This is a genomic window from uncultured Acinetobacter sp., from assembly GCF_947624825.1.
Lineage (GTDB): Bacteria > Pseudomonadota > Gammaproteobacteria > Pseudomonadales > Moraxellaceae > Acinetobacter.
This window is the reverse complement of record NZ_CANQLZ010000001.1, coordinates 15,094-30,606: the sequence shown is the minus strand read 5'-3', so window position 1 is coordinate 30,606 and position 15,513 is coordinate 15,094. Positions and strand designations below refer to the sequence as shown.

Genomic DNA, 15,513 nt, shown 5'->3' with positions numbered 1-15,513 from the left:
CATGAAAAAAGACCAGTCATGTTCTGGTCTTTTTATGATTTTAAAGCTCAATTAAACAGTAAAATCTTCACCTAAGTATACTTGGCGCACTTTTTCGTTGGCTAAAATGTCCTGCGGCGTACCTTCAGCAATTACAGCACCTTCACTGACAATATAAGCACGCTCACAAATTGCCAAGGTTTCACGTACGTTGTGATCGGTAATCAATACCCCAATACCACGCTGTTTTAAGGTGGTAATAATATCTTTAATATCACCTACCGAAATTGGATCAACCCCAGCAAATGGTTCATCCAACAACATAAATTTAGGGTCAGCCGCTAAAGCACGCGCAATCTCAGCACGACGACGCTCACCACCTGACACACTCATACCTAAAGAGTCTTTAATATGCGTAATTTTAAAATCACTTAACAATTCGTTTAAACGTACTTTACGTTGGTCTTTAGTCAAATCGTTACGTGTTTCTAAAATTGCCATAATATTTTCAGCAATGGTCAATTTACGAAAAATTGAGGCCTCTTGTGGCAAATAACCAATGCCTTTGCGGGCACGTTCATGCATTGCAAGGTCAGACAAATCTAAATGATCAAGATGAATCTCGCCTTTATCCATACGTACAAGACCTACCACCATATAAAAGCTGGTGGTTTTACCTGCACCATTGGGTCCAAGTAGCCCTACAATTTGACCACTTTGCATACTAAAAGACACATCTTTGACCACCCATCGCTTACTATAGTTTTTGGCCAAATGCTTAATGGTTAAGGTCTGTACTGGAGTGCTTGACATTAGTCACGTGCTCCTGGGAATGATTTAGTGCTTGATGGTGGAATCACAATTTGTACACGACCTGAAGATGAACCTGGGGTACCAATCGCTTCAATATCACCTTTGTTCATGCTATAGCGTAAGGTGCTGCCTTTTAAGCTTGCGCCATTTTGCTCTAAGATAGCATTGCCCGACAGAGTTAAAATACCGGTTTGTGCGTTGTAGGTAATTTTATTGGCTTGACCTTTGGCTAAGCCTTTATTGGCTTCAAGCTGCTGCTGAAAACGTGCAGGTGAGCCTGATGCAGTAATGCTACTGATTTCTTTTTTGGCATTTAAATTAACTACAATACTTGCCGCTTGCAGCTTCATGGTGCCTTGTTCAATGACCACGTTGCCGCTATAGGTCATGACACCGCTTTTTTCATTAAAGCTACCACGATCGGCTACCAATGAAATTGGTTGATTGCGATCTGATGGCAAGGCCCATGCCGTACTTGCAAGCAGTGTCATTCCAAGGAGGGCAGCTTTGATTAATGCTGTATGCTTAAAATTACCGTTCATACGTTCCTCGAATATTAAAAAATTCGTATTGCCCTTCATTTAAATTGGCTTTCAGACCTTGGCTGACAAACTCAGCTTGTGGGGATTGCACAATCACCATTTTATCGGTTTGTATATCGCGCGTCTTTGGGTAAAAAGTTAACTCAGTGGTATCAAGTTGCATTTGCCCTTGGGTCAATAACTTGGTGGCAGAAACTTGCTCTGACAACACCACCTTGTTGTTATCGTCAACGCTGTGCGCTTTATTGGCGGTAAAGGTCGCGTTGACCATACCATCTTGATACAACGATGCATCTAGCTTGGTTAAGCTGGCAGTTTTTTGCTGCATGTCTTGCTCTAGTCGCTCAACCGTCGCTTTAACATGCAACTGACCATCTTCATGGGTTTGGGTTAAATGAATGTTTTCAGCAGAATAAGTCATGCTTTGGGCAGCATCTGCTTCAAGCTTTTGCTGTTTTCCGCTGTAATAGTAGTAGCCACCACTTACAGCAGCAATCACAACTGCTGCGACGTATAAAACTTTAGTATCCATCGCTGTGGTTTCACTTTAATTAGATAAAATATTAGTGTGGGGTCGCAGCATACTTTTCAAGTAAAGCGTCATACACACCCTTTGACATTAACAACATGTCACAAATCTCACGTACCGCACCACGGCCACCCATAGCTTGGGTCACTAAATCTGCACGACGACGCACTTCTAAATGACCATTGGGCACAGTCACTTTCATACCTGCAATGGCAAACGCTGATAAATCTGGCCAATCATCACCCATATAGAGGCAATCTTCTGGGCTTAAACCCAGTTGCTGACAGGCTTCTGTTAATGCCACACCTTTATCTTCACGGCCTTGATAAACTAAATCAACCCCTAAATCGCTCATGCGTTTTTCAACAATATGGCTTTTACGACCGGTGATAATAATCACTTTCATGCCGGCTTGTTGCACCAGTTTCATGCCAAGACCATCACGAATATCAAAGGATTTAATCTCATCACCATTGTTGGTGAGTGTGACAAAGCCATCACTTAAAATACCATCGACATCAAGGACTAAGGCCTGAATATCACGCGCTTGTTCTAGTAAAATATAAGATGCCATGTGTTAATTTACCCCAGCTTGAATTAGATCATGCATACTGACCACACCAATGACTTTATTGGCTGCATCAACCACCACAAATTGGTTGATTTTTTTATCACGTAATCGTGCTAAAGCCTCTACTGCACGTGCCTCAGCGTCAATCGTTGAGGGCTGTGCCGTCATCACCTCAGACACCGCCAAGCTCACATCAAAGCCTTGTTGTTTATCAATTAAGCGACGTAAATCGCCATCGGTGAAAATACCTAATAAAGTGTCATTTTCATCCACAATGGTGGTAAGACCCAAACGCTTATTGGAAATTTCGTACAATACTTGGTTCATGGGTGTATGAGGTGCAACTTTAGGCAAGTCTTGACCCGTATGCATTAGATGTTTGACTTGTAACAATAAACGCTTACCCAATGCCCCTGCCGGATGCGAACGAGCAAAATCATCTGCGGTAAAACCACGCGCATCAAGTAAAGCCACCGCCAAAGCATCACCTAAAGCCAATGTGGCTGTGGTACTTGATGTAGGTGCTAAACCTAAAGGACACGCTTCTGTAATATTACCTAAAGTCAGTGCAACGTCAGCATTTTGCGGCATTGGACCTGATGCATCACCACTAATGGTGATTAAAGGCACTTGTAAATGTTTAATTAAAGGCATCAGCATCATAATTTCATCGCTTTTGCCAGAATTGGAAATCGCAATTAATACATCACCGCGCATGAGCATGCCTAAATCACCATGCCCCGCTTCACCGGGATGCATAAAGAATGAGGGTGTACCAGTTGAAGCAAAAGTGGCTGCCATTTTGCGACCAATATGTCCCGACTTACCCATCCCTGTAATGACTAGACGACCTTGGCATTGCAAAATAATCTCGCAAGCACGGCTAAAACGCGCATCAATCTGCGTGGCTAACACTTGCAGTGCTTGTTCTTCAATTTTTAAGGTTTCTAAGGCGACTTTTTCAAAATCGACAAGATTGGGGATATTCGGTGGATTCAATGTCTTAACCTTCACGCTATTACGTGTCTTAAGGAGGATCAGCAAAAATGAATTTTCGCAAATTTTAGCATATCTATGCAAATGGCTTTTTCAAAATCGCGGCCTTTTTGCCATATCCGTACCGCATTTAGCAAACATAACGTGGAAAACTTTGTTAAACATGGGCGTTACGTTATGATTAGCACATCTTTTTGTTAATTTTTATTGAAACAGCCATGCAACCATTTGTTCTTTATAACTCAGAGCAGCGCAAAAAAGTAGAATTCGTACCTCGCGTTGAGGGTCAGATTGACATGTACGTTTGCGGTATGACCGTGTATGACTACTGTCATATTGGACATGCGCGTGTCATGGTTGCATTTGACTACATTATTCGCTTCTTACGTAGTCAAGGTTGGCAGGTGAAATATGTGCGCAATATTACCGATATTGACGACAAAATCATTAAACGTGCCAACGAAAATGGCGAGTCAATTACAGCCCTCACCGACCGCTTTATTCAAGCCATGAATGAAGACGCACAAAATCTAGGCTGTTTACATCCTGATGAAGCACCGCGTGCCACAGATTTTATTCCGCACATGCAAAACATGATTGGTACTTTAGTGGAAAATGGCACAGCCTATCCATCAAACAATGGTGATGTGTATTTCCAAGTAGAGAAATTTGCCAAATACGGTCGTTTATCTGGTCGTAAATTGGAAGATATGCAAGCAGGTGCATCTGAGCGTGTAGATGTTGAAGTTGAGAAAAAACATCCCTTTGACTTTGTATTATGGAAACATGCCAAAGAAAATGAACCATCTTGGGCATCGCCTTGGGGCAATGGTCGTCCGGGTTGGCATATTGAATGTTCAGCCATGTCCACTTGCTGCTTAGGCAATCACTTTGATATTCATGGTGGCGGTTCAGATTTGACTTTCCCACATCATGAAAATGAAATTGCCCAATCAGAAGCAGCAACTGGCGAACAATACGTCAATTATTGGATGCATGTCGGCTTTATTAACGTTGATGGCGAAAAAATGTCTAAATCATTAGGCAACTTCTTCACCATTCGTGATGTGATGGACAAGTTTCATCCTGAAGTGATTCGTTACTTTATTGTGTCTTCACACTATCGCAGCCCTGTGAATTTCTCAGATGTGGCACTCAAAGAAGCCAAAACCACACTCACGCGTTTTTACCATTCATTTAAAGCGTATCAAGCTGTGTATGGCAACGAAGTTCGCGCAACTGCCGATGAAACTTTAGTTGAGCGTTTTAATGCAGCCATGCGTGATGACTTTAATACCTCAGAAGCGATTGCGGTATTGTTTGAAATTAACAAAGCCTTAAACACGGCGGTCAAAGAACAAAACGCTGAACAAGCGCATGTGTATTATGCCACTTTGCGCCACCTCACCGATATTTTAGCCCTTGTTCAATACGATGTAGATGAATTCTTAAAATCAGATATTGGTCAAGACGCTTTAGCATTAAGCCCTGAACAAATTGAAGATTTGATTCAACAACGTGTGGATGCCAAAAAAGCCAAACAATTTGCGCGTGCCGATGAAATTCGTCAAAGCTTACTTGAGCAAGGCATTGTGCTTGAAGATACCCGTCAAGGTACAGTTTGGCGCCGTGCCGATTAATTTTTTTCATTGAGGTATTGACAAGCTCATTTTTTTGCTTATAATTCACCTCATTGCGGGAATAGCTCAGTTGGTAGAGCATAACCTTGCCAAGGTTGGGGTCGGGAGTTCGAGTCTCCTTTCCCGCTCCAGAATACAAAAAATCCGAGATCTTTGATCTCGGATTTTTTTATGCATACTGTTCACGTTGTTGAATCTGTTGACTGAGTAAAGCATATACCTGTTGTAAATCTTGACGCGCTGCATCATTTAATAGGGTTTGATGTAGATTTAAAATATTTTGATCTCCACGTTTTGCAGGTCCTGTTTGTACGCTATGCGGTGGATGTTGGGTGGCTTTTTTAGCTGTTTCCAACACCAAAGGATGCAACAAACTAAAATCTACTTGTTTGGCATCTACAATTTGTTGGGCCATATCAAAACAATAATTGCTAAAATTACAAGCAAACACGGCTGCCAAATGCAAACTTAAACGTTGCTCAGAACTATAGGCATAGACACGTTGGCTCATCTGTTGTGCCAATTGCAGCAATTGCTTTTCATCCTCTGGATCTTTGGCTTCAATTAAAAGTGGGGTGTTGCTCCAATCAATCACACTTTCAAAGCTAAAAGTTTGCAAAGGATAAAACACCCCAACCCGATCATGCACTGCGCTTAATACCTGCATCGCCGTACTACCTGAAGTATGCACCAAACAAACTTTAGGCAGGTACACACCAATATCACGCACTACACTTTCAATCGCCTGATCACTCACTGCAATAATCGCAATATCAATTTCAGGATTTAAATCCTGTGCAGAGCTCACCGCACGTGCTGCAACTTGGTCGGCGAGTGCCTGCGCTGCTGTACCACTGCGACTATACACATCCACAATTTGATGCTGTGCACTTAAAGCCTTGGCTAAATGATGAGCAACACGTCCCGCACCAATAAAACTAATCTTCATACCAGCCATCTATCTTTAATTTTGCCCACAGCATGCCAATAAAAAAAGGACGAAGCAATTCGTCCTTTTGGGTTTGTTTGAGTTAAGGCTGTTTATTTACCCCTTGTTCATCCACTTTACGTACTGTACCTGTTTCGGTATTGACCACTTCAAACTCAATACGACGGTTTCTAAATTTACCTGATTCGGTGGCATTATCAGCAATTGGCTGTTCTTGACCAAAACCTAGCGCTTTTAACTGATTTGGGTTCACGCCTTGGGCAACTAAATATGTGACCACAGCTTGAGCGCGTTGTAAGGACAAGGTTTTATTGGCTGCTGCATTGCCTGTGCTGTCGGTATGCCCTTCCACATTTAACACCACGTGTGGCGCACCTTTCACTAAATCTGCGGCTTGATCTAAAATCAATTTATTGCTCTGAGGAATCACACTTGATGCCGAAGCAAAATTAATAATTTGCAGATTTAATGCTGTGGCGATATCTAATGCAGTCACATTATTACGATCAATATTGGAGAGTGCTTGACCGGCTTGGCTAATACTGTCATTTACCGCGCGATCGACCTCAGCTGCTGTGCTTGCCGGCACGGCGTTGGCATCCGTTGCCACTGCCGCCACAGCAGGCGCTACCATGACGCTGATATTTTTAAGTAATGGTTTGATCTTATATGCAAGATTTTGTGCATCTATTGGATTGGCAGATTGAATCGTCAGTTGATTACCCTGCCAATCTATATTGGTGTTGGGCACGCCTTTGATCTGCTTTAGTACGCTTGGAATTAAATCTTGATCCATAAATTCAGTGCCATACATGGCATTGCCATCGGCACCACAACCGTTATTGTGGTTAAAGATTTGCTTCACTTCATTTTGTAAAAGCTGCATATATTTTGGCTGATTGAGATAAATCTGACAGGTGACTAAATCGCCTGTTGCACCGGTATTGAGCTGAAAACGTGCCGACTCGGTGGCCGTTTGATTGCTTGTGGCCACAACAGGTTCGGTTTTTTGGCTATTACAGGCTTTAAATAAAAATGCCAATAAACCAGCCAAAATTAAAAAGGCAATCAATGGCAATAAAAAGCCCGATTTTTTCTCCTCTTTAACAGGTTCAACCGGATGATGCTGCACAGGTTGCGCTTGGGCATGATTCACCCCCAACGCTGCCAAAATTGGCACAGCCCATGTGGGTAAATGCGCTTGAATAGTGGCTAATTTGCTACTCAAAAAATGGGCAATGGTATCAGGGTTGCTAGAACCTGCCTCATGCTCTAAAACCGTTAAGCTTGGCGCAATAGCACGACCTAAGGTTTTTTCAGTTTGGTCAATCGGAATGGTGGGGCTTAAATGTTGCAGCATTTGCTGTTTTAAGCTCTGATTACCGTTAAACAGATCATCGATCCTTGGATTAAGTTGATTTTGTAAACTTTGAATCAAATCCGGCTTGGCTTGTAGTAATGCCAATAAAATGGGATAAAAACCAGCCAAAGCTTGACTCTTTTCTACGACATAATCTTTTTCATCTGCAAGTATCTGTGCAGACACTTTTTGCTTAAGTACATCTACAATATCAAATGTCATAACAAAACCTCATTGTATTTTATTGTGATTATTCTTACTTTGTAATCGAAGTTACTTTTATCAGTGTAAAGCGGCTTTTTTAAGATGATGTAAATAATTGTATAAAATATAAGCGAAGAAAAAATTCACGGAGTGCAGGCATAAAAAAAGCCAGCCGTAGCTGACTTGTTTTGACATGAAACTTAAGCAACAAAGGTACGTAGCACTTTACCTGTGAGTTGTTGACCCAGTAATGGCGTGTTTTTGCCTTGAGACAAAATAGTGTCTTTAGTGAGGCTCCACGTATGTGATGGGTCTAGCAACACTAAACCGGCTTGTTGTTGCCAACGCGCTTGCATATGCGCCACAGTTGCCGGTGCAAGGGTCACTTTTTCTACCCATTCTAATGCTGACAATAAGCCTTCATCTACCAATTGCACACCCAGTGCCACAAATGTATCAAAAGCGGTGATACCCGATTGGGTTTCTGCAAACGGGGCTAATTTTGCCGAACCACTGAGTGGCTCGTGATGGGTACAAATGGCGTCAATTACACCGTCTTTTAAACCTTGACGCAGCAGTTGTTTGTCTTGTTCTGAGCGTAATGGCGGACGCACATGTGCAAGCGCATTAAAACCATCAATTAAATGCTCAGTTAAATGCAATTGATGCATCGCCACATCACACGTTACAGGTAAACCCTTGGCTTTGGCGGCTTGAATCAGTGCCACAGATGCACCACTTGATAATAAACCAAAATGCGCACGCACTTGAGTGGCTTCAACCATAATCAAGTATTTGGCAATCGCGACAGTTTCAGCAATCGCAGGAATGGTCGGTAAACCTTGGCGTGATGCGGTAAAGCCTTCATGCACACAGCCATCTTTAGCAATTTGTGGCTCTTCGGCATAAAACACCACTGTCATGTCTAAACCGGCTGCATATTCAAGGGTGCGAATCACCACGTCATCATCAGCAAAAGCCGCATTGGCGTTGGTCACGGCGCTACAACCACCTTTTTTTAAGGCTGCCATATTGGCTGGTTGTTGACCTTTAAGACCTTGGGTTTGAGCACCAATGACTTCTAAATAGATACCGCCATCGAGCATGGCTTTTTCAACCAAACCATGAATTAACGCGCCATTGTCTTGCACAATCGGCTGAGAATCAGGTGGGGTAAACACATGCAAAATACCATTTTCACGTGCAGCACGCCCTTCAGATTTTAAAGTACCATGTTGCTGCTGACCTGGTTCACGTAAACGTGCACATAAATCGACCATGGTTGGCATCAGCCATTTACCTTGACCATCTAAAGTTTCATCGACATGGTCTGCCGCTGCAACACGTTTACCGTCTTGGATATAAACGGTTTCTACGCAATCAGTTTGAGTAATCGGATCAAGTACGCGTACGTTTTCAATTTTTACAATAGTCATGACCAATCCCTTAACCTGCAATCGCTTCAATTAAACCTTGTTCTTCTAGTTGCCCTTGCATAGCAAGTGCCAACACTGCCATACGCACCGCAATTCCGTTGGTGACCTGATTTAAAATCACTGCTTGTGGACCGTCGGCAACACTTGAATCAATTTCAACACCACGGTTCATTGGTCCCGGATGCATCACGATACAATCAGGTTTTGCCATAGCCAAACGTTCTTGGTTTAAACCATACATGCGGTAAAACTCAGCTTGTGAAGCCAATGCAGGTGAATCAATACGTTCATTTTGAATACGTAAAGTGATAATCACGTCGCAATCTTGAATGCCGGCTTCCATGTTGTTAAATAAACGCACTTCAGGGCCATATTCTTCAAAGCCATACGGCAACAACGTATTGGGTGCAATCACACGAATATCTTTACAGCCTAGGGTTTGTAATGCTGCAACATCCGAACGTGCCACGCGTGAATGTTTAATATCGCCAATAATAGCAATCGACATATCTTCAAAATTCTTTTTGGTTTCACGGCGAATGGTCAGCATATCCAACATCGCTTGCGTAGGATGCGCATGACGACCATCACCTGCGTTAATAATCGCCACATTGGGGCAAATATCTTTGGCAATAAAATGCGCTGCGCCTGAAGATGAATGACGCACCACAAAAATATCGGTGGCCATGGCTTCTAAGTTCCAAAGCGTATCGCGTAGCGTTTCGCCTTTTGAGGTACTTGAACGGGCAATATCAATATTTAATACATTGGCCGACAAACGTTTTGCCGCAGCTTCAAAGGTGGTACGAGTACGGGTTGAGTTTTCAAAAAATAAGTTCATGACCGTACGACCTTCCAACATATTGTTGGTGATCAATTGATTTTGGTCATTAAAAAAAGATTGTGCGGTGTCTAAAATTTTGGTGAGTGTTTCTTTTGAAAGACCATCAATGGTCAAAAAATGTTTTAAATTGCCGTATTTATTGAGTTGAATCTGGCTCGGGGTGTGTAATGCAGCAAAGTGCATGAGAGATTCCTTAGCGGTTAAGTTGATGCATTATACAGAGATTCATAGATTTGGGCACAGGCGCGCAGCACCATTCGTACAAAAATCAGCTTGGCACATAAAATCAAAAAGCAAACTCTTAGCTGATAATTCAATTAGATAATTTAAACGAAATTTTATTCTCCTTGGCTTTTGCCCTGTAGCGTGCTCGGCTTTTTGATTTATGCACTTTGCGGTGTTGTCTGTGCCTGATGAGCAAATTTACTCAAATCTACAAAAGCGTGTAAACAAAGGCAAAGCTCTGTCACCCAAAGCCATGAAAATACGCTAAAATAGCAAATTGCGTTATTGCTTTTGGAAATTTACATGAATTCGAAACCCCGTCTTTCTACGTATTGGGTCACCTGTGCAGATGGACTTGAAGTCCTACTTCAAGAAGAACTCGAAAATCTAGGGATTCAAAAGATTGAGCGTTTACCGGGTCGTTTAATTTTCCAAGGCACACTCGAACATGCCTATCGCATTTGTATGTGGTCGCGCCTTGCTTCACGTGTATTGTTACCGATTCATACCCATGACATCGAATTTACTCATGATGCGCGTGATGTTGCTGAAGAGTTATATGAAGGCGCAATGGCTTTTGATTGGTCACTGATTTTTGCACCACAAAGCACCTTTGCCATTCGTTTACACACCGAACGTGAAATTAAGGTAAATACCCAATTTGCCACTTTACGTGCCAAAGATGGTGTCGTCGATTCTTTTATGGAAGCGGTAGGTAAACGTCCAAGTATTGATACCAAAGCACCTGAAATCACCATGTATATTTTGGCAGGTAAAACTGAGCACACTTACTGCTTAGATTTATCTGGTGATTCATTGCATAAACGTGGCTACCGTCATTACATGACCGATGCGCCGATTAAAGAAAACTTAGCTGCTGCAATTTTGCATAAAGCTGATTTAGCTGGCGTGCAGCCTGAAATTTTACTCGACCCAATGTGTGGTTCGGGTACCTTTATTATTGAATCATTATTTATCTTGACTGACCGTGCCCCAGGTTTAGTGCGTCGTTTTGGTTTTAATGGTTGGAATGGTCATGACCATGAACTGTGGATGAGCATTAAAGCTGAAGCGGCTGAACGTCATCAGGCGGGTCTTGCCAAAGAACTACCAAAAATTTATGCCTTTGATGCCGACTGGGAAGCTGTAAAAGCCACCAAGAAAAACATTGCTGCGGCAGGCTTTGAAGCTTTGCTTGATCAAATCCAAATTGAAGAACGTACTTTAGCCGATTGGCCTGATTTTAAAGCTGAAGCTAAACGTGCCTTTGTGGTCACTAACCCACCGTATGGTGAGCGTCTAGGTGAAAAAGCCTCCAACCGCGCCTTGTATTTAGGTTTATCAGCGCTGTTACAAAAGAACTTCCCAAATCAAACCGCGGCTGTGATTGCATCACAAATTGAACAAGCCGACGTTTTGGCATTTAATGAGCCACAAACCTTACGTTTAATGAACGGTAAATTACCGATTTACATTCGTTCAGGCAAAATTAAACCGGGCAACGCAATGGTGCCGTTTTTAGCCGAGTGGCAGCCACAACAGTTTGAACCGATTGAAGGTGCTGTTGAATTTGCTAACCGTTTAACCAAAAACATGCAAACTTTAAAGAAATGGGCGGTTAAAGAAGGCGTGTATTGCTTACGTTTATATGATGCCGATTTACCTGACTTTAACGTGGCGATTGACTTATATGGCGATCGTTTACATGTGCAAGAATACGCACCACCTAAAACTATTGATCCTGAAAAAGCCAAAAAGCGTTTTAACTTAGGCTTACAAGCGATTCGTGCAGTCACTGGTTTAGGTCGTGATGCGATCTTTATTAAAACCCGTGCTCGCCAAGAAGGTAAAAATCAGTACACCAAACAAAGTACTGCTTCAAAGCGTTTTATTGTGCAAGAAGGCAAAGCCAAAGTCTTGGTCAACCTAACGGATTATTTAGATACCGGTTTGTTCCTTGATCACCGTCAAATGCGTTTACGTATTGCCAAAGAAGCTAAAGGCAAACACTTCTTAAATCTGTATAGCTATACCTCTACAGCAAGCTTACATGCCGCTTTAGGTGGTGCTGCGAGTACTACAAGTGTCGATTTATCCAATACTTACTTAAATTGGTCAAAAGAGAACTTTGTACTCAACGGCTTAACTGTCGATCATGCAGATGAACAACATATGTTCTTCTCATCAGATTGCTTTGAGTGGCTCAAAGAAGGTCATGAACAATATGACTTGATCTTTATTGACCCACCAACCTTCTCAAACTCGAAGAAATTCCACGGTACCTTTGACGTGCAACGTGACCATTTGTCGTTACTTAAACGTGCCATGAACCGCCTAACTACGGAAGGTACCTTGTACTTCTCAAACAACTACCGTGGTTTTGAAATGGACGAAGAAATTTTAGCGTTCTTTGATGTCGAAGAAATTTCACATGAAACCATTGGTCCCGACTTTAAGCGTAACCAAAAGATTCACCGTGCATGGAAAATCATGCATCCGCAAAACTAAAGATATTGCATAAAAAACCGCGCCAAGGCGCGGTTTTTTTTATTAAATTAGCTGAGTTTTAGTGTATCAAACAGCAATTCACCATTTTGAGCAGTGACCAAAATGGTATCACCCGGCACATAGTCACCAGCCAAGATACGCTGTGCTAAGCCGTTTTCTACTTGTTGCTGAATCGCACGTTTTAATGGACGTGCGCCGTAAATTGGGTCAAATCCGGCATCAATTAATTGATCAAAAGCGGCATCATCTAAGGTTAATTGCAAATCACGCTCAACCAAACGACTACGTAGACGTTGCAATTGAATATCAGCAATGCCACGAATTTGTGCTTTTTTCAGGGCATGGAAGATCACCAATTCATCAATACGGTTAATAAACTCCGGACGGAAATGTTCACTCACCGCCGCCATCACCACACTACGCACTTCTTCTTCGCTGGCATGGTCACCTAATTCACGTACATCATGCGAACCTAGGTTTGAAGTCATCACAATCACAGTGTTTTTAAAGTCAATCACGCGCCCTTGCGAGTCGGTTAAACGTCCATCATCAAGTACTTGTAGCAAGATGTTAAATACATCTGGATGGGCTTTTTCAACTTCGTCAAACAACACTACGCTATATGGCTTACGACGTACCGCTTCGGTTAATACTCCACCTTCTTCATAACCCACATAACCTGGAGGCGCACCCACCAAACGGCTGACTGAATGTTTCTCCATGAATTCTGACATATCCACACGAATCATGGCATCGTCATCATCAAACAAGAAATTGGCTAAGGCTTTGGTCAGTTCGGTTTTACCCACCCCCGTTGGACCTAAGAACAAAAATGACCCACTTGGACGATTCGGATCTGACAATCCGGCACGCGAACGACGTACTGCGTTGGACACAGCCACCACGGCCTCATCTTGTCCGACCACACGATTGTGTAAGAAGCTTTCCATCTGCAACAGTTTTTCACGCTCACCTTGCAACATTTTTGCCACAGGAATACCGGTCGCAGCACTCACCACTTCAGCAATTTCATTGTCTGTGACTTTATTGCGTAGCAATTTTGGCGCTTCACTTTCTGTGGCAGTTTCTACGCGTTCCATCTGTTTTTGCAATTCAGGAATCACGCCATATTGCAAACGTCCAGCCTCTTCTAAATTGCCTTCACGTTGGGCTTTTTCAAGTGCAATACGGGCTTGATCGAGTTTAATCTGTAGATCTTTGTTGCCTTCAACCAAAGCTTTGTCGGCACGCCAAATTTCTTCTAGATCATTAAACTCATGTTGAACTTCAATGATTTGTTTTTCTAAATGGTTAATTTCAGCTTTAGCACCCGCATCTTCATCTTTTTGCACCGCCGCCAACTGCATTTTAAGTTGAATTAAACGGCGCTCAAGTTTATCTAAACTTTCTGGTTTAGAATCTAGTTCCATTTTAATGCGTGATGCTGCTTCATCAATTAAATCAATGGCTTTATCCGGCAGTTGACGGTCGGTGATATAACGATGCGACATTTTAGCCGCCGCAATAATGGCTGAATCTAAAATTTGTACACCATGATGAGTGGCATAACGCTCTTTTAAGCCACGCAAAATGGCAATGGTGTCTTCCACACTTGGCTCATCGACCAAGACTTTTTGGAAACGACGCTCAAGCGCGGCATCTTTTTCAATAAATTGACGGTATTCATCTAAAGTGGTGGCACCTACACAGCGTAACTCACCACGCGCGAGCGCAGGTTTGAGCATATTGCCTGCATCCATCGCACCATCGCCTTTACCTGCACCCACCAAGGTATGTAATTCATCAATAAATAGAATCACTTCACCATCGAGCTTGGCTAAATCTTTAAGCACTGCTTTTAAACGCTCTTCAAATTCGCCACGATATTTGGCACCAGCCAACAACGCGCCTAAATCAAGCGACAAGACCCGTTTACCTTTTAGGCTATCAGGTACCTCACCATTAATGATACGTTGCGCCAAGCCTTTTACAATGGCGGTTTTACCGACCCCAGGTTCACCAATCAATACTGGATTGTTTTTGGTACGGCGCGATAAGACTTGAATGGTACGACGAATCTCGTCATCACGACCAATCACAGGGTCTAATTTGCCAGCCAAGGCACGTTCATTTAAATCAATGGTGTATTTATTGAGTGAATCGCGTTGCTCTTCATGGTTATTGCTCATGACTTTTTCATCCCCTCGAATTTTTTTAATGACTTGGCGCAGGCTTGATGGATTAAGCCCCGTTTTTTGCAACAATGGTTTGGTATTACCCACTTCACTTAAAGCCAACAACAACCAATCGGTAGATAGAAACTCATCCCCCGCTTTAGTGGCATAACTATCGGCAAGCGTTAAGGCTTTGACCGCCTCAGGGTTTAAATTAATGTCTGCACTTGGCGTACTTAAGGTGGCAGCATCAGTTAAGGCTTGGTGTAAAGCGCTTTTAAGCTGCTGCAAATTGCAGCCTGCTTGCTGTAATAAACTGAGGTTGCTCGACTCATCTAACAAGGTGGATAACAGATGAATGGTGTCAATGGCAGTATGGTCACGGCTCATGGCCAATGACTGCGCATCAGAGAGCGATTGTTGTAAACGATTGGTAAATTTTTCGAAACGCATTGTTATTGTTCCTATGCAAATGTTCGACTTGAAACATATATGGGTGCAAGTTTTATCTTTTCAATTTATTTTTATATATTTTTCAATGTTTTAATAAAAATTTAAGGTAAATTTTAGTTTTAATATTGTAGCATAAACTTTAAATTTCAAGTCTTGCAATTAAAAAAGCTGTTTATTTTTAATCCAACTACTTTGCTCAAGTTTATTTTAAATAACTTACTCATTTAGTTGGTTTTTTTATTCATATAAATTGTTACAAAGGCTGTATTTTTTTGCAAAAATCGCTCAAA

The 15,513-nt window shown here is 42.2% G+C and carries 12 protein-coding genes and 1 tRNA gene; 3 read left to right on the top strand and 10 right to left on the bottom strand.

Annotated elements, in window-relative coordinates; all coding sequences use genetic code 11:
- Nucleotides 1-51 precede the first annotated feature (51 nt).
- The 5 genes from lptB to Q0017_RS00120 are packed head-to-tail and all read right to left on the bottom strand — an operon-like array spanning nt 52 to nt 3,418.
- Entirely contained in the window at nt 52-792 is a 741-nt protein-coding gene (gene lptB, locus Q0017_RS00140) for an LPS export ABC transporter ATP-binding protein (RefSeq protein WP_298141267.1), read from the bottom strand.
- A complete protein-coding gene (gene lptA / locus Q0017_RS00135; RefSeq protein ID WP_298141263.1) occupies nt 792-1,334 on the bottom strand; it encodes a lipopolysaccharide transport periplasmic protein LptA in 543 nt (180 codons plus the stop codon). The genes lptB and lptA overlap by 1 nt, the downstream gene beginning before the upstream one ends.
- On the bottom strand, nt 1,324-1,866 hold the full coding sequence (gene lptC, locus Q0017_RS00130) for an LPS export ABC transporter periplasmic protein LptC (RefSeq protein WP_298141260.1): 543 nt from the start codon (nt 1,864-1,866) through the stop codon (nt 1,324-1,326). The genes lptA and lptC overlap by 11 nt, the downstream gene beginning before the upstream one ends.
- A gap of 31 nt (nt 1,867-1,897) precedes the next feature.
- Nucleotides 1,898-2,437, bottom strand: coding sequence for an HAD family hydrolase (locus Q0017_RS00125; RefSeq protein WP_298141257.1), 540 nt, complete (start codon nt 2,435-2,437; stop codon nt 1,898-1,900).
- Nucleotides 2,438-2,440: 3 nt separating this feature from the next.
- Nucleotides 2,441-3,418, bottom strand: coding sequence for an SIS domain-containing protein (locus Q0017_RS00120; RefSeq protein WP_298141674.1), 978 nt, complete (start codon nt 3,416-3,418; stop codon nt 2,441-2,443).
- Between the two features lie 230 nt (nt 3,419-3,648).
- Between Q0017_RS00120 and cysS the strand changes: the two genes are divergently transcribed.
- Nucleotides 3,649-5,070 carry a cysteine--tRNA ligase gene (gene cysS / locus Q0017_RS00115; RefSeq protein ID WP_298141255.1) on the top strand — a complete coding sequence of 474 codons (1,422 nt, stop codon included), beginning with the start codon at nt 3,649-3,651 and terminating at the stop codon, nt 5,068-5,070.
- Between the two features lie 55 nt (nt 5,071-5,125).
- A tRNA-Gly gene (locus tag Q0017_RS00110) sits at nt 5,126-5,201 on the top strand.
- A gap of 38 nt (nt 5,202-5,239) precedes the next feature.
- Here the strand turns inward: Q0017_RS00110 and Q0017_RS00105 are convergent.
- From Q0017_RS00105 to Q0017_RS00090, 4 genes are all read right to left on the bottom strand, one after another.
- Entirely contained in the window at nt 5,240-6,019 is a 780-nt protein-coding gene (locus Q0017_RS00105) for a Rossmann-like and DUF2520 domain-containing protein (protein ID WP_298141252.1), read from the bottom strand.
- Between the two features lie 82 nt (nt 6,020-6,101).
- Nucleotides 6,102-7,601 carry an OmpA family protein gene (locus Q0017_RS00100; RefSeq protein WP_298141249.1) on the bottom strand — a complete coding sequence of 500 codons (1,500 nt, stop codon included), beginning with the start codon at nt 7,599-7,601 and terminating at the stop codon, nt 6,102-6,104.
- 182 nt (nt 7,602-7,783) lie between these two features.
- Nucleotides 7,784-9,019 carry a dihydroorotase gene (locus tag Q0017_RS00095; protein WP_298141246.1) on the bottom strand — a complete coding sequence of 412 codons (1,236 nt, stop codon included), beginning with the start codon at nt 9,017-9,019 and terminating at the stop codon, nt 7,784-7,786.
- A gap of 10 nt (nt 9,020-9,029) precedes the next feature.
- Nucleotides 9,030-10,046: an aspartate carbamoyltransferase catalytic subunit gene (locus Q0017_RS00090; protein ID WP_298141243.1), complete on the bottom strand. Its 1,017-nt coding sequence runs from the start codon at nt 10,044-10,046 to the stop codon at nt 9,030-9,032.
- Between the two features lie 345 nt (nt 10,047-10,391).
- On the opposite strand from Q0017_RS00090, the gene rlmKL reads away from it, so the two are divergent.
- A complete protein-coding gene (gene rlmKL, locus Q0017_RS00085; protein ID WP_298141240.1) occupies nt 10,392-12,596 on the top strand; it encodes a bifunctional 23S rRNA (guanine(2069)-N(7))-methyltransferase RlmK/23S rRNA (guanine(2445)-N(2))-methyltransferase RlmL in 2,205 nt (734 codons plus the stop codon).
- 47 nt (nt 12,597-12,643) lie between these two features.
- On the opposite strand, the gene clpB is transcribed toward rlmKL, so the two are convergent.
- Entirely contained in the window at nt 12,644-15,223 is a 2,580-nt protein-coding gene (clpB, locus tag Q0017_RS00080) for an ATP-dependent chaperone ClpB (RefSeq protein WP_298141237.1), read from the bottom strand.
- Nucleotides 15,224-15,513: the final 290 nt, after the last annotated feature.